At 40.4% G+C, this 15,467-nt stretch carries 13 protein-coding genes and 1 tRNA gene; 12 read left to right on the top strand and 2 right to left on the bottom strand.

Going from position 1 to position 15,467, the window contains the following annotated elements:
- Window positions 1-151: 151 nt before the first annotated feature.
- From EIP89_RS04390 to EIP89_RS04345, 10 genes are all read left to right on the top strand, one after another.
- On the top strand, window positions 152-694 hold the full coding sequence (locus tag EIP89_RS04390) for a UpxY family transcription antiterminator (RefSeq protein WP_124397448.1): 543 nt from the start codon (window positions 152-154) through the stop codon (window positions 692-694).
- On the top strand, window positions 691-1,194 hold the full coding sequence (gene purE / locus EIP89_RS04385; RefSeq protein ID WP_124397447.1) for a 5-(carboxyamino)imidazole ribonucleotide mutase: 504 nt from the start codon (window positions 691-693) through the stop codon (window positions 1,192-1,194). The genes EIP89_RS04390 and purE overlap by 4 nt, the downstream gene beginning before the upstream one ends.
- Window positions 1,191-1,676, top strand: a complete 486-nt coding sequence (locus EIP89_RS04380) for a low molecular weight protein-tyrosine-phosphatase (protein WP_307718668.1) — start codon at window positions 1,191-1,193, stop codon at window positions 1,674-1,676. The genes purE and EIP89_RS04380 overlap by 4 nt, the downstream gene beginning before the upstream one ends.
- Complete coding sequence (locus EIP89_RS04375; RefSeq protein ID WP_124397445.1) at window positions 1,669-2,379, top strand: SAM-dependent methyltransferase; 711 nt, start codon at window positions 1,669-1,671, stop codon at window positions 2,377-2,379. Before EIP89_RS04380 ends, EIP89_RS04375 begins: the two co-directional genes overlap by 8 nt.
- Window positions 2,380-2,434: 55 nt before the next feature.
- Window positions 2,435-3,616 (top strand): acetyl-CoA C-acyltransferase, encoded by a 1,182-nt coding sequence (locus tag EIP89_RS04370; protein WP_124397444.1) that lies wholly within the window; start codon window positions 2,435-2,437, stop codon window positions 3,614-3,616.
- Window positions 3,617-3,650: 34 nt separating this feature from the next.
- On the top strand, window positions 3,651-4,454 hold the full coding sequence (locus EIP89_RS04365; protein WP_124397443.1) for a C40 family peptidase: 804 nt from the start codon (window positions 3,651-3,653) through the stop codon (window positions 4,452-4,454).
- A 64-nt stretch (window positions 4,455-4,518) separates the two neighbouring features.
- Window positions 4,519-4,968, top strand: coding sequence for a 6-pyruvoyl trahydropterin synthase family protein (locus EIP89_RS04360; RefSeq protein WP_124397442.1), 450 nt, complete (start codon window positions 4,519-4,521; stop codon window positions 4,966-4,968).
- A 13-nt stretch (window positions 4,969-4,981) separates the two neighbouring features.
- Window positions 4,982-5,788, top strand: coding sequence for a glutamate racemase (murI, locus tag EIP89_RS04355; RefSeq protein WP_124397441.1), 807 nt, complete (start codon window positions 4,982-4,984; stop codon window positions 5,786-5,788).
- A gap of 59 nt (window positions 5,789-5,847) precedes the next feature.
- A complete protein-coding gene (locus tag EIP89_RS04350; RefSeq protein ID WP_124397440.1) occupies window positions 5,848-6,123 on the top strand; it encodes an ATP-dependent Clp protease adaptor ClpS in 276 nt (91 codons plus the stop codon).
- A 71-nt stretch (window positions 6,124-6,194) separates the two neighbouring features.
- Window positions 6,195-6,268: transfer RNA gene (locus EIP89_RS04345), tRNA-Arg, on the top strand.
- 587 nt (window positions 6,269-6,855) lie between these two features.
- On the opposite strand, the gene EIP89_RS04340 is transcribed toward EIP89_RS04345, so the two are convergent.
- Window positions 6,856-7,392, bottom strand: coding sequence for a DUF4199 domain-containing protein (locus EIP89_RS04340; protein ID WP_124397439.1), 537 nt, complete (start codon window positions 7,390-7,392; stop codon window positions 6,856-6,858).
- Window positions 7,393-7,452: 60 nt separating this feature from the next.
- A complete protein-coding gene (locus EIP89_RS04335) occupies window positions 7,453-9,474 on the bottom strand; it encodes an alpha/beta hydrolase family protein (RefSeq protein ID WP_124397438.1) in 2,022 nt (673 codons plus the stop codon).
- A gap of 790 nt (window positions 9,475-10,264) precedes the next feature.
- Here EIP89_RS04335 and EIP89_RS04330 point away from each other — a divergent pair.
- Together EIP89_RS04330 and EIP89_RS04325 are read left to right on the top strand one after the other, a co-directional pair.
- Window positions 10,265-14,740 (top strand): PDDEXK-like endonuclease domain-containing protein, encoded by a 4,476-nt coding sequence (locus EIP89_RS04330; protein ID WP_124397437.1) that lies wholly within the window; start codon window positions 10,265-10,267, stop codon window positions 14,738-14,740.
- Window positions 14,741-14,908: 168 nt separating this feature from the next.
- On the top strand, window positions 14,909-15,445 hold the full coding sequence (locus EIP89_RS04325) for a hypothetical protein (RefSeq protein WP_124397436.1): 537 nt from the start codon (window positions 14,909-14,911) through the stop codon (window positions 15,443-15,445).
- The last annotated feature ends 22 nt before the right edge of the window (window positions 15,446-15,467 follow it).

The raw sequence follows: 15,467 nt of genomic DNA, 5'->3' as shown, positions 1-15,467 counted from the left end.
ACGATGAGAATTACAAAACAAAGATATAAATATAAAAATGTACTATGCAATACATAGTACGTAAATTTTGAAATAATTTTTTCACTCCATGTCAATGTTTACAAGAGAGGGTTTTTACTTTGCAAATTGAAAGCTTTAAAACACGTTTTATATGGGTAAGCAATGGATGATCGTGTACACAAGACCCAGAAATGAGAAAAAGGTCGCCGATTTGCTCACCCGCCAAAGCATCGACAATTATTGTCCCATCCGCAGAGTGCTTAAACAATGGAGTGATAGGCGTAAATATGTAGATGAGGTAATTATACGCTCGTATGTATTTGTGCGCATTGAGGAGAACGAACGCATCCATGTACTACAAACACCTGGTGTGCTGAATTTTGTGTATTGGCTTAAAAAGCCCGCCATCGTTCGCGATGAGGAGATGGATCGTCTAAAAACTTTTCTCGCAGAATATCAGCATGCTGTAATCGAAGTAAAAGATATACCGGTAGGTGCAAAGGCTAAGATCATTGAGGGACCACTTGTGTCGCATGAGGGAGAGGTAATACAGGTAAACAAAAACGCGGTGAGCATACGCCTCTACAGTGCAGGACTAGAATTTACCGCCGTGGTCGATAAAAACGCGCTAGAAGTGGTAGCTCTACAAGAAAAAAAATCGGAGAATAAAAAACTTATTAACCGCATCAAATGACACACGCTCCACTCGTCGGAATCATCATGGGTTCGAAAAGTGATTTACAAGTGATGCAAGGGGCTGCCGATGTGTTGAAAGAGTTTGGAATATCCTATGAAATAGATGTAGTTTCAGCACATCGCACGCCCGATAAAATGTTTGAATATGCAAAAAATGCACATTTGAGAGGCATACGTGTGATAATTGCAGGTGCTGGTGGAGCAGCTCACTTGCCAGGTATGGTAGCGAGCATTACACCTTTGCCGGTAGTGGGTGTACCGGTGAAGTCGTCTAATAGCATCGATGGTTGGGACTCAGTGCTTTCAATCCTGCAGATGCCTGCTGGGGTGCCAGTGGCCACAGTAGCCCTGAATGGTGCTAAAAATGCTGGAATTTTGGCAGCGCAAATCCTTGGGCAGTCTGACCCGGTAATACTGGAGAAGATAATCGCTTATAAAGAAAATCTGAAGGCAGCAGTACATCAAATGAGGGAGGAACTAAAGAAGGGGAATGCGTGAAAATATTAATGGTTTGTCTTGGTAATATTTGTCGTTCGCCCTTGGCAGAGGGTATTTTAAAAAGCAAACTCAAAGGTCACGGCGTTGAAGACGTTGTGGTTGATTCAGCGGGTATTTCATCATATCACATTGGCGAAAAACCAGACCCGCGTACGATGAAAAATGCCCGTAAACACGGCATTGACCTCTCTGACCAACGCGCCAGACAGTTTCGTCCGGTAGATTTCGATCGCTTCGACCTCATTTATGCTGCCGACAGATCGATTTACGATGCCTTGTGTTCGATGGCTCAAACCCCGGAGCAACTAAAAAAAGTAAAAATGATGACAGAAGAGGCATTTCCGGGCCAAATGTTAGATGTTCCGGATCCCTATTACGGAACAGAGAAGGACTTTGAATCAGTATTTCAATTAGTCGATATAGCTTGTGATGCCATTGTTCAAAAGTATTTCGTCAAAAAACAGTCCGCCCAGGATGGGTAAGTTGTATTTAATACCTTCCTTGATTTCTGAAATCAATCCATTGGAAGTTATCCCATTGGGCACAAAAAAAGTGATTGAAAACACGAAGTTTTACATTGCTGAAAATGCCAAATCGGCCCGCGCTTTTTTAAAAAAAGTAGTTCCTTACATTCAGCAGAGTTCCATAGAAGTGGTACAAATTGACAAACACAGGTCAGAAAACGATTTTTTTTCTTATTTAGACAAATGTAAAGAGGGAGAAAATGTGGGTCTGCTAAGTGAGGCCGGTTGCCCTGCTGTAGCTGATCCCGGAAGTTTACTTGTGATGGAAGCTCATAGGCGAAACATAGAGGTAGTGCCTCTGGTAGGGCCGTCTTCGCTTTTGTTAGCACTTATGGCGTCTGGACTGAATGGTCAGAACTACGCCTTTGTGGGGTATCTACCTGTAGATAAACACGAAAGAAGGAGAAAAATTAAAGAGCTCGAAGCCCGTTCATTAAAAGATAAAACAACTTTTATTTTTATTGAAACACCTTACAGAAACACAAAGCTAATTGAAGATTGTCTTCAAACCCTTCGACCAGATACATTGCTCTGTATAGCTTCTGATTTGACGGGGCCAAAACAGTATATCAAAACCTTAAAAATATCCGATTGGGCTAAGGAAAATTTCGTTACACTTGAAAAGGTACCGGCCATTTTCCTGATTGGCGTTCAACCGTGAAAACTTTATAACACATCTAATCCATAACTTGCGCACAATTTAATTTTCATCAGAAATGAAAGAAGTTGTAATCGTTTCAGCAGTTCGTACACCAATAGGTTCTTTTGGTGGATCCCTCAGCACAGTTCCAGCACCTGAGCTCGGAGCAGCAGCCATTCGTGGAGCTCTTTCTAAAGTTCAGCTCGATCCATCTTTGGTCAATGAAGTGTTGATGGGCTGTGTCTTACAGGCCAATTTGGGTCAAGCACCCGCACGCCAAGCTGCTCTGAAGGGAGGTTTATCGCCTGAAGTGCCTTGTACAACAGTGAATAAGGTTTGTTCTTCAGGTATGAAGGCCGTGATGATGGCTGCTCAATCTATCAAAGCCGGCGACAACGAAGTAGTGGTAGCTGGCGGTATGGAAAATATGAGTATGGTACCTCATTACCTGGCTACAGGCCGCACCGGTCAGAAGTTGGGAGACCTCAAGTTAGTCGATGGCATGTTGCGCGATGGTTTGCTCGATGCATATGATGGCCAGCATATGGGTACTTGTGGTGAATTGTGCGCCAGAGAGTATTCTTTTTCGAGAGAAGATCAAGACAACTTTGCCATCGAATCCTACAAGCGTAGCGCTCAGGCTTGGCAGTCAGGAAAATTTGCCGATGAAGTTATACCGGTGACCATTCTTCAGCGCAAAGGCGATCCGATTGTTTTCGCTGAAGATGAAGAATACAAAAACGTAAAATTCGATAAAATACCGACACTGCCACCTGTTTTTGAAAAGAATGGCACCATAACGGCTGCAAATGCCTCAACGCTTAACGACGGAGCTGCTGCTTTACTTCTAATGAGTATGGACAAGGCTCAGGAACTCGGTTTAAAGCCACTGGCTCGAATTGTAAGCTATGCCGATGCTGCTCAGGAACCGAAGTGGTTTACCACTGCACCTGCTAAAGCCTTGCCAATAGCAATTGGAAAAGCTGGTCTTAAAATCGAAGACATCGAGTACTTTGAACTCAATGAAGCTTTTTCTGTGGTCGGACTGGCAAATATCAAGATTTTGAACCTCGATCCGGCTCGCGTAAATGTTAACGGTGGTGCTGTGTCGCTTGGGCATCCTCTAGGTTGCAGTGGCGCCCGAATCATCGTTACCCTGATCAACGTACTCAAGCAAAATAATGCCCGATATGGCGCTGCCGGAATTTGTAACGGTGGGGGAGGGGCTTCAGCTATGGTGATTGAAAATTTGATGTAAAAAGCTGTAACTAAAAAACTTCTCGTTGATCATTATGCTTAATAAGGCTATTTCGCTGCTGTCAGTCATCCCGATGAGAAAAGAACCTTCTCATCGATCGGAAATGGTCAATCAGATCCTTTTTGGTGAGCTGATGTACGTTCTCGAGACCAAAGATGAAGAATGGGTCAAAGTGCGTTTAACACACGACGATTACCAGGGATGGGTCTTAACGGAGCAGGTTAGCTTGATCGACGATGAAACCTTTCAAATCCATTATACTGATTATACAGGTTACAGTGCTGACATGGTGGATTTGGTACTGAAAAAAAACAGTAACCACTTTTACTCTATTTTATTGGGCAGTAAAATACCTAAAATGGTAAATGGTGAGTTTACCATAGCCGGTGAGACCCTTGTCTTTAGTGGCCCTACAGTAAAAGGCGTGAAAACGCGAGCTACCATCATCGATACTGCTTTAAACTATTTGTATGCACCCTATCTATGGGGAGGGCGTACCCACTTTGGCATCGACTGCTCCGGCCTTGTGCAGATTGCCTATCGCATGGCCGGAGTCAGCATGCCCAGAGACTCTTATCAGCAAGCCACAGTAGGCATGCAACTTAGCTTTGTGGAAGAAGCCATGCCGGGAGACTTAGCTTTTTTCGACGACGAAGACGGCAGAATTATCCACGTTGGCATCGTACTTCCGGGCAAAAATATCATACATGCCAGCGGTGGCATGGTGCGAATTGATATGCTCGATCAAAATGGCATTTATCGTCCTGACCTGAAAAAGTATTCCCATCGGCTCAGAGTGCTAAAAAATGCTTTTGACATCAACTTAAAACAGCTGTAAAAAATCATTTCTCAGCCAATTCGTACTGTATTCATTTGCCAGCTCTGTATATGCATATGGCCAAATGAATTCTTCCTTTGTATTACATCGTCGCTTTTACTTCGAGGCTGCCCATTTTCTGCCCGACTATCTCGGAGACTGCAGAAATATACACGGACATTCGTATGTTTTAGAGATTGGAGTTTCAGGTAAAATTCAAATCTCAGGATCTGAGCGCGGCATGATCATCGATCTAAAGCGATTAAAAGCACTTGTTCAAACATCAGTACTCGATGTACTCGACCATGCCTTGATCGTTGAAAAAGCCGAATTTTCAAATGGAAATAGCATACCTGCGGATATGAAATTGGTCGTTTTACGCGAAACACCTACAGTAGAAAATTTGCTGAAATGGATTATCACGCGTTTGACAGAAGACTTACCCGAAGGTATTCGGTTGGAATTTAGCAAGTTGCACGAAACACGCGACTCTTGGGTAGAGTGGAGGGCAGGTTCAGCCGTATTTTCGCGGTGAAAACATCCTCAGCGTGTACAGAGACAGCTATTCACCCATCGGAATTTTTGACAGTGGAGTAGGAGGGCTCACAGTGGCCAAAGCCATCATGGCAGAATTGCCCAATGAAGACATTTTATATTTTGGAGATACAGCTCACTTGCCTTATGGTGAAAAGAGTCGAGAAGCCATCATCCGCTATTCGGTTGAGATCAGCGAATTTCTTTACAGCAAAGGGATCAAAATACTCGTAATAGCCTGTAATTCAGCCTCTGCTGCGGCATATGAGGCACTATGCGAACATTGGGGTTTGAAGCTACCTATCGTAAACGTCATCGATCCAGTAGTGGATTACGTTTGTAAAAAAGGTTTTCAAAAAATTGGTATCATTGGCACTAAAGCAACTATTAATAGCGGGGTTTATACAGCTAAGCTTTTAAAAGCTTGTAACAAAATCGAGGTCAAAGCCAAGCCAACTCCCCTGCTGGCCGGCATGATCGAAGAGGGGTTATACGGAACGGAGGTAAGTAAATCGCTGATTAGGCACTACTTGGAGGGTGAACATTTTGAGAAAATGGAGGGCCTAATCCTGGGGTGTACACATTACCCACTCATACAGCCTGAGGTAAGTGCATTTTTTAATCACACCATACAAATACTCGATACACCAAAAATTGTTGCTGATCATTTAAAAAAGGTACTTGAGGAAACAGGTTTGCGGTCGCCTTCGCAATATAAAGGCGAATATCACTTTTATCTCTCTGACTTAACAGAGAGTTTCAAAGAAATCTCGGGTCACTTTCTCGGATTTGCACCCGTGCTTGAGCAAGTGAGACTTTAAACAATACTACAATCTTTTGTATCTTTGTGAGTAGATTTGAAAAATGAGGTCTAAGAATTATGGCATTTGAATATCAAACCGATACAAAAACGCTCGTACTCGAAGAGCTAACCTCCCTTAAAAGCATCGTGCTTTACAACGACGATGTGAACACTTTTGATTGGGTGATCGAGTCACTAATGCAGGTTTGCGGTCACACTGCTGAGCAAGCAGAGCAATGTGCTTGGATCACACACCTGAAGGGAAAATGTGAGGTGAAAAACGGCACTTACGAAGAGCTCGAGCCGATGTGTACAGAGTTATTAAACCGCGGTCTGTCGGCCGAGATACATTAAGAAATTGTTTTGAAAAAAGTTCTTGCGGAATACTATTTGAGTAATAATTTTGCGCACCAAAATTCGTAAATGGCTTCGTAGCTCAACTGGATAGAGCATCTGACTACGGATCAGAAGGTTTGGGGTTCGAATCCCTACGAAGTCACCTGAAATACAAAAGGTTACAACGTAAAAGTTGTGACCTTTTTTGTTTCAATAGCAATTTGATGTAAAAAACTTTGATTTAAGAGCACTACCTGCTGAAATAATTATATTTTGTTTTTCTTTACTTCCGCAAAAGCAAAAGTTATTTCTTTAATTTCAATATTCAGGACACGTTTATAGATTGTCAACGGTCTGGATAATTTTGGGTGGAAATTGATAATTCAAGGTTGAATACCGAAGCATTTCAAAAAGCTTGATCAATTTGGTTTTAGCAAAGGATTTTGTGAGGATGGATTCAATGTGTATAGAGGGCGAATAGCACAACGGTTTTTACATACAGAGGTTTTAACTATTTGTAGTTAAACGCTGCCTTGAGCGATACGCAGAAACTTGGTAGTATGAATTAATACTTGTCACAAGGCTATTGTGTCCTGACGATTTATCGTGGTTAGCTAACCCAAACTATGTCAACTAACGCTTGCTTTCCTGGATTGATCCATCAAAGTAGAATTTTAACTCCATTTGACGGATCAACCAGGACGACTGAGTTCAGTGTTGAAAATCAAGAAAACAACGAAAAATAGACAATTATTCCAACGGTCTGTTTTTCTTCAGAAAGGCTGCTAATACGGCTGATATGGCTGCATAAAAGGCCAGGCCTATGGCAAAGCCGCGCAATTGGGTAGCTGGTACAAAGGTCTTGTTGATATTGGCAGTAGCCTCATCGATTTTCTCCTGAGGTACGGAGAAGCGCTCCATCATCGTCTCCATTTTGTCGGTGAGCAGGTCGATGACGGTTTGGGCTGCTGCTTTGTCAATTATGTTGAATATCAATATGGTAATGATGGTGTTAATGAGAGAGCCGACCAGGGCGGTGACGAAGGCTGTGATAAAAGAGTTGCGGAAGCCGATATAGCCGCCGAGGGCTTTTTTGGTGGTGTTGATGGAGAGGATCATCATCACGATGCCAAAGATGAAAAGCACAGTACCTGCCCAGGTGATGGTAAACCACTCGAGATTGATCAGGTAAGCTGCCAAAGTATAACCTCCATAAATGGCGCCAAAGATGTAGCCATTGTTGAGGCCAATGTTGCGGGCGATGGTGGCGTCAGAGGGTGTGCTCATGGTGGTTTGTCGTTTAGGGTTAGTTAAAGCGAAGATATTGCGATGAATTTTTGATTTAAATTAATTTTTTAGAAAAGTATCTAGAAAACGGAAGAACTCCGAGTGCCAGATGAGGGCATTCTGGGGCTTGAGCACCCAGTGGCCTTCGTCGGGAAAGAGGAGCAGGCGAGCCGGGAGGCCACGTAATTTAGCTGCTTGAAAGGCCTGAAGACCTTGCTCTACGGGCACGCGGAAGTCGAGCTCTCCATGAATGACGAGGAGTGGGGCAGTCCATCGATCTACGTAAAGGCTAGGCGAAAATTCGGTGTAACTGCGTGGCATAGGGTCAGCCCAGTACGGGCCTTCGAGGTCCCAATTGGCAAAGAAGAGCTCTTCGGTGGTACCATACCAGCTTTTCATGTCGAAAAGTCCGCAATGGGATACCAAAGCCTTAAATCTGCCTTCGTGCAGACCGGCAAGCATGTAGACCGAATATCCTCCATAGGATGCCCCTATGGCTCCCATACGCGATTCATCAGCCCAAGGCTCTGCTGCTACATGGTCGATGGCGCTTAGGTAGTCGCGCATAGGCTGACCACCCCAGTCTCCGGAGATGGCTTCGTTCCACTCGCGGCCGAAGCCGGGCACTCCACGCCGATTAGGAGCCACGACGATATATCCCTGTGAAGCAATGACTTGAAAATTCCACCGAAAGCTGTAAAACTGCGATACCGGGCTTTGTGGCCCTCCCTGACAGTAGAGCAATACAGGATACTTTTTGGAAGGGTCGAAGTCCGGTGGTAGGATCACCCACACGAGCATCTGTCGGCCATCGGTAGTGGGCACCATTCGACGAGTGACGGTAGGCTTGCGGATGGCATTGTAAATGCCGGTGTTCACTTGGGTGATTTGGGTAGCTTGGCCACGTCTGTCGATGCGAAAGACTTCCGGAGCGTGGTTCATGTCCATTCGCGTAGCCAGCAGGGTACCGCCGGCTGTACGCAGGCTGCCATAGTTGTACCATCCGGAGGTGACGGGTGTGAGAGCGTAGCGGTTGCGACGGAGGTCAATGCTTACGCGGCCGATTTGTACGGTAGCGCTGTCGTCATAGGTGATCAGCAGGGTAGAATTGCTTTCCCAAACGACGTCGTGCAAGTAGGTATTTTCAATGGCTAAGCGGGTAGTGCCGGTGGCAATGTCGTAAAGCATAAGACGCGGAACGTCGCTCTCGTATCCATCGCGTTCCATACTCAAATAGGCAATCAGCTTACCGTCGGGCGAAATGACGGGATTTAGGTCGTATCCTTTTTGTCCGGAGGTAATGTTCACTGTTTGGTCGGTGGCTACTTCATAGCGGTAGATGTCGGAATTGGTACTTACTGCGTAATCCTTGCCGGTCAGCTTCTTGCAGGTGTAGAAGATGTATCGGCCATCAGCCGTTGAAACAAATTGCTCTGATCCTCCAAAAGGTTTCAGAGGAGCATCGTACGGCTCGCCTTCGAGTATATCGCGAAAGGCGCTGAGCTGCAGCCGTTCGGCTGCAGGAGGCACATCAGCAAAGAAGATATGCTGAACGCGTGTATCTTCCCAGTAGTTCCAGTGGCGGTACATAAGGTCGTCGTAGAGGCGAAATTTGGCTTTGGTCAGCGACTTGTATTGCGGCAGGCGGTAAGTGGGATTTGGCACTTCCGCTACGACGAGGATGCGCAGTTTTCCATTTGACAGACCAATGACCTTACCTGAAATTATGCCGCCTTCGATCTCCGTAAGTTGGGTAATTCGGTTGCCATCCTTTAAAAAAAGCTGACCGGCATGTATAAACCATGTTTGACCTGAGGTGATGTAACCTGCAGCCGAGAGGTTTTTTTCGCCGTCAACCAGCAGTGACGCCGTACCACCGGAGGTAGGTATTTCGTAAATGAGCTTTGATCCCTTGTTTTCATCAATATCAAAAAATGTGACCCCATAGAGAGCTTTTCGGCCATCGGGCGAGAGGTCTTCGAGGCTCACCCGCCCGAGCTTCCAGAGCAGATCGGGCGTCATGGTAATCTGAGCCTGGGTGGTATAGGAGAGAAAAAGAACTGCGAAAAAGAGTTTTTTCATACAAAAGTTGGTTTTGCCGCTCAAACATAATGTGTTTTTGAAGAATGGGGAGAATAATACTTTTTGGGTCAATCATGGAGAAATCGGTGTACAGCATAATTAGATTTCCATGTGGAATAAGTAAATGGAATGTTCTGGTAAAATGGCATTTAGAAACATTAGAAATATGGCCACTTGATTCAGGCAATAAGATGTATTCTGTATGGTTTAGTGATATTTCGGAAACAAGATTTTTAAACCAGAACAGGTATTTCAGAAATTTAGTACAAGTAATGCTGGTATTGCAATGTGGAATTTAGTAGTTTTAAAATGCAGCTGAAAAACGCGGATCGGCACCTTCCTCTGCGAAGGGTCAATTCGTTTAAGTTGCAGATATTCAATTACATAATTTGATTCATTGAAATTTTTTAAGAGTTAGATGATAATGCGAGTAGCGTATATTTTTGTGTTAGCGGTCATGCTAATTTGACAGTGCAACCATTAAATAGATAGGCAGACAATAAACTTTAAAACAACAAACCTTGACGAGTGAACAACAACATACAGACAATATAACTTCGGGACAGTTAAGACAGACAGACCGACACTCAAGCCTATGCAATAAAAAAATTAAAACACCTCCACCGAACAATGAAAAATTGAATTTCTACGGCAAACGCACAAGCGACACATTTAGGGTTGCCGCCACGCTCAAAGCCGACCCAATGACCATCCCAAAAGAGCCGCTTTTTGCCCACGCTTCAAATGCAGCATTGTATACACATAATTCTAACTTTGGATTTTGGCAGAGATGAAAAAAGAAAAATACTTACATTTATTTAATTACCTAATTGAGTTTTCAAAACTTAGAAGTAATCCTGTAAGAGACATTGAGAGCTCCGAAACCCAATATCCTGACAAGATTTGGTTTGCGGACATTCCGCAATACGAAATTTTTGATTGTATCACTTTTCCAAATTACAATCAAGATGCTGACTACTGGTTAAAGATTACAAAACCGAAAGACGAACCAATACCGCCAACATTTCCCAAACTAAGTGAAACACTTTCTGAATGGATTGTAAAAGAAAGTTTGACTGACGAAAACGGAACACCGATTTTGAGGAATTCTATAATAAAAAATGGCAAAACAATCTCTTTAGCAGATAAGCCAGAAATTGAAGCAGAGTTTCAATCTTACCTCAACAACAAATGGATTGATGATTTGGAACTTTATAAAAAACAACTTGAAACATATAAAGTAAAACTTGCGGAGTATGAAAAACAGAGCAAGACCTATAAACATCTTTTCAGCATTTACAACAAAGCCCAGCGGTTCGGAGAAGAGTATGAATTAATCGTTGGGGTTGGACTTTTGCATTTTCAAGAGGATGCAAATAGCCCATTGATTTGTCGACACATTCTCACATCAAAAGCAGAAATTACTTTTGAATTTTCAGCGAAGGAATCTTTTGTAAAGGTTTCTCCAAGCGTTGAGAACGAAATACAAATTGAAACGGATGCAATACTTGATTTGGATAAACAGTTTGATTCAGAAGTTATTATTGATGCAGAGAAGAAAGTTGCTGAATTTCTAAAAGAAAAAAATATTACAGATAATCCGTTTGACAATCAGATTAAGGAAGCAATTCAAATTTTCGCTGACAGAATAAGAACAGACGGACAATCAAAAGATGATTTAGCCAAGTCAAAAGAAGTTGCAAAAAAACCTACAGTTTATTTTGCACCTGCTTTGCTATTGAGGAAAAGAAACACAAGAAGTTTTACAGCACTCTATGAAAAAATAATAGAGAACATAAGCACAGCAAACGATTCAATAGATATTCCTTCAATAAATGACATTATCGGTTATTATCAAAATCCTGAAGAGCTTACAATTGATTCTGAAAATGAAAGTTCAGATTTTGGTTCATTGAAAGATGAAACAATTTACTTCCCGAAGAAGTACAATGATGAGCAAATTGAAATCATAGAAAAAGCAAGACGAAATAATAAAGTGTTGGTTCAAGGACCACCAGGAACAGGAAAATCCCACACCATTGCAAATTTGATTTGCCACCTTTTGGCAAACGGCAAAAAAGTTTTAGTCACTGCTTACACGAAAAGAGCCTTGGAAGTTTTGAAAAACCAATTACCAAAAGATTTTCAAAACTTAACTGTAAATCTTTTGAGTGGGGATTCTTCTTCTATTCAAGACCTTGAGGCAAGTGTGAATGCAATCATTGATCAACTTTCAAAAATTACAAATCTTGACAATTACAAGAAGGAGATAGAAGAAAAGCAAAAGGAATTGTCTCGGATTAAAGAACAGAAAGCAAAAACAAAAAATGAGTGGCTGAAAGTAAAGGAGAAAACGACAAGACGACAAAATATTAATCGTATTTATGAGGGAACACTCTTAGAAATTGCTGTAAGAATTGAAAAAGATCTAAGCGCTTTCACTTGGTTTAAAGATGATATTACTGATTTAAGCAAACTTGATTTGCTAGCAGACATTGATAATTATTATTCTCTTACACGTTACTACCAAAGTAGTGATCGCAACGTTTTTAATTACACAATTCCTCAAAAAGAAAAACTTATTTCGCTTTCAGAACTTAAAGAGTATCGTAAAATTAAAAATGAGTTGGAAAAATATTCTTCCAAAGACGAACACATCTCTATTACTTGCACAGACTATCCTGAATTAAAAAAGCTATTAAAGTCACTTCATGAACTGTTTACAAAAATTGAAAACAATAATTTTCCTTTCAAGGCTAAACTAATAAGTGATTATGGTAATAATCTTTTCATTTGGAAAGACAAACTCTCACGAACAGTAAACACATTAACAGAACTACCAGACGATAAACTAAAAGAATTTGACAGAAGTGTTGAAATAAAATATCCGAGTGATAAAAGTTTAATTCAGCTAAAGAGCGATGCAGAATTTCTTCTAAAGTTAATAAGTGAAGGGAAAAAATTGAGAGGATTACTATCTGTTTTCAATAATCCCCTTGCTCCTGCAAATGTGAAGCAAAGAAAATATTTTATTCAAGGTGTTCAAGTTAATGGTAGTGATTGCGATACGGAACAAGAATTTAAAACTGTATTAGCTGACATAAAAATTAAACAGGACTTTGAAGAACTTAAAACCATTTGGGAAATAGAACCAAGCGCAAATTACAAATTCTATTCAGACAAAGCAAGGTTTTATAGGAAGCTCAAAGAAGACACAGAAGGTTTAATAAATTTACTTTCGGAGGTAAATAAAATTAAATCGCAGATAGAATCAATTTCCTCAGTAAGAATTCAAGGTTACGAAGTTTCAAATATTCAGACATTAATTGAAGAAATAGACCGCAATTATCTGTTTGCACAAGCAAGAGCATTTAAGTCCAAAATTAATGAAGCAAATAGTTACCTTTCAATTCAGAACATGCATCCTATTGCTTCTTCAATAATTGAAACAGTTGCAAATATTGACATAGAAAAATACGAACAGCATCTTGCTCAAATTGATACATTAAACTTAGAGAAAGAAAAATACATGAGCTATAAGAATCTTCAAAAAAACCTATTCAGACATTTTCCGATTCTTGTAAGAGAGATTTTAGAAAACTCATTTGATTTTGCAAATATCGGACAACTTGAAAATGCCATTTATTTTAAACATGCTCATGCTGAAATTAAAAAATTGTTAGATGAAGATTATGAATCAATTCTATCTGTAGAGTTATTAAACCTTGAGAGGGAGGAAGAAAAATTAATTTCAACAATCGCTTCAAAGAAAGCTTGGTTAAGTGTATTAGACAGGCTTAACAAGAACTTCCTTTTACGCCAGCATTTACAAGCTTGGGTGCAAGCAATAAAGAAAATTGGAAAAACAGGAACAGGAAAAAGGGCGTTAAAATTTCGGAAGGAGGCACAGCATCAAATGGAGAAGTGCAAAGATTCTGTTCCATGTTGGATTATGCCACTTTACAAAGTTGCTGAAACAATTAATCCTGAGCAGGGAATGTATGACTATGTAATTATTGATGAGGCGAGTCAACTTGGTGCAGATGCTATATTCCTTCTTTATATTTCAAAGAATATAATCATTGTTGGAGATGACAAACAAACTTCTCCCGAATATGTGGGTGTGGATGCAAATACGATGACACCGCATATTAAAAGGCACTTACAAAATATTCCTTTTGCAAATTACTACGGAACAGAATTTAGCTTCTTTGATCATGCTAAAAGGTTTTGTAATGGAATGATAGTATTACGTGAGCATTTCAGATGTATGCCTGAAATAATTGAGTTCTGCAATAAACATTTTTATGAACCAGAAGGAATAAGTCTTTATCCAATGAAACAATATTCTGAAAACAGATTAGAACCACTTAAAGCAGTGTATTGTCAGGGTGGCTATGTTGAAGGAACATATCAGAATATAACAAACAAAGTTGAAGCAGAGGCAATTGCAAATAAAATTGCTGAACTCATTAAGGATGATAACTATAAAAGAAAATCTTTTGGAGTTATTGTTTTACAAGGCAACAAACAAGCAACCATAATTGAAAATTTGATTATTAAGAAAATCGGGGAAGTTGAATTTAAGAATCGTGGCATAGTTTGCGGAAATTCTGCAAGTTTTCAAGGTGATGAAAGAGACATCATGTTTTTAAGTTTAGTAACCGCAAATAAACACAACAGGGCAGTATTGATAAAACCCGAAGATGAAAGAAGATTTAATGTTGCGGTCAGCAGAGCAAAAGAACAAGTTTGGCTGTTCCATTCAGTTTTATTAGAAGATTTGAGCAATACAAATGATTTACGTTACAAGTTGCTTGACTATTTCCTTAATTACAAGCCGCAACCAATCCCACCGCAAAAAATCATTAAAAGAACATTGGGAACGCAACCCGAACCATTTGAAAGTTGGTTTGAAGTTGATGTTTATAACGATATTGTTGCAAATAATTACAGAGTGATTCCTCAATATGAAGTTGCAAAGGGAAGATACAGGATTGATTTAGTTGTACTCTTATCAAACGGAAAAAAAATAGCAATAGAATGTGACGGAGATAAATATCATGGTGCAGAGCAGTTCACAAATGATTTAATGAGACAGAGAGTTTTGGAAAGATGCGGCTGGCAGTTTTTCAGAGTTAGAGGCGGAGAATATTATTCCAATCGTAAGAAAGCATTAGAACCACTTTGGAAACTTCTTGGTGCAAATGATTTTCAAAATGAAGAACCTTCAATAAGAAAAAAATATCAATTTAATGAACAATAGGAAACAGTTATTAAAATTACTGAGAAAGTTGAACCCGTAACACAAACGGAAACGGTTGTTCTCCCAAATAAAGTTACACAACTAGATTTATTTGATGATGAAACACAAACTTTATCGTCTTTTACGAATGATGTAGTGCAACCCGCTAAAATAAAAACAGCGTCCGACTTGTTTTCGTTTCCTGAAATTTTAGTTTTTATCACGAAGTATAGTGTTTACAAGATTTCAAATAGAGGATTTAAAAGTCTTCCGCAAGTAATTTCACAAATTGAATTTGAAGAAGGAGAAAAGCCAATATACTTTACTGGAACAAAAAATTATTCAGGACATTTGATTGTAGCATTTCAAAATGGAAAGGCTGGTAAAATTTCAATGACAGCTTTTCAAACCGAACACAATCGAAAGAAACTTAAAAATGCTTATAATGATGAATCAAAATTGGTATTTATTGAGCATATAGAGAACGATATTGACTTAGTAGCACTAAGCAGCATTAACAAAGTAGTGTTATTCAATACAAGTATGATTAAACCAGTTGACAGTAGAACGACAAAAGGCGTTCAGGTGATGAAACAGAAGGACAATAGCCTTATGATTAAGATAAAGAAATTGAACCAAGTAAAACTTCAAGATGCAGAATACTATCGGAAAAAAGAAAGTTTGAATCAATTTGGTTATTATTTAAAACAAGGTGATGAAATCTAAAAGCCGACACACAAAAGCACAC

Source organism: Thermaurantimonas aggregans (assembly GCF_003851885.1).
In the GTDB taxonomy this organism is placed as follows: domain Bacteria; phylum Bacteroidota; class Bacteroidia; order Flavobacteriales; family Schleiferiaceae; genus Thermaurantimonas; species Thermaurantimonas aggregans.
Note: the sequence above shows the minus strand (reverse complement) of the source record. Positions and strands in the feature narration are given on the sequence as shown.

What these genes read in the sequence shown, in the direction of transcription:
- EIP89_RS04370 (WP_124397444.1), top strand. Translation starts at nt 2,435, where the DNA reads ATGAAAGAAGTTGTAATCGTTTCAGCAGTTCGTACACCAATAGGTTCT.
- EIP89_RS04390 (WP_124397448.1), top strand. Translation starts at nt 152, where the DNA reads ATGGGTAAGCAATGGATGATCGTGTACACAAGACCCAGAAATGAGAAA.
- EIP89_RS04330 (WP_124397437.1), top strand. Translation starts at nt 10,265, where the DNA reads ATGAAAAAAGAAAAATACTTACATTTATTTAATTACCTAATTGAGTTT.
- EIP89_RS04375 (WP_124397445.1), top strand. Translation starts at nt 1,669, where the DNA reads ATGGGTAAGTTGTATTTAATACCTTCCTTGATTTCTGAAATCAATCCA.
- purE (WP_124397447.1), top strand. Translation starts at nt 691, where the DNA reads ATGACACACGCTCCACTCGTCGGAATCATCATGGGTTCGAAAAGTGAT.
- EIP89_RS04365 (WP_124397443.1), top strand. Translation starts at nt 3,651, where the DNA reads ATGCTTAATAAGGCTATTTCGCTGCTGTCAGTCATCCCGATGAGAAAA.
- EIP89_RS04340 (WP_124397439.1), bottom strand. Translation starts at nt 7,392, where the DNA reads ATGAGCACACCCTCTGACGCCACCATCGCCCGCAACATTGGCCTCAAC.
- EIP89_RS04360 (WP_124397442.1), top strand. Translation starts at nt 4,519, where the DNA reads ATGAATTCTTCCTTTGTATTACATCGTCGCTTTTACTTCGAGGCTGCC.
- EIP89_RS04350 (WP_124397440.1), top strand. Translation starts at nt 5,848, where the DNA reads ATGGCATTTGAATATCAAACCGATACAAAAACGCTCGTACTCGAAGAG.
- EIP89_RS04335 (WP_124397438.1), bottom strand. Translation starts at nt 9,474, where the DNA reads ATGAAAAAACTCTTTTTCGCAGTTCTTTTTCTCTCCTATACCACCCAG.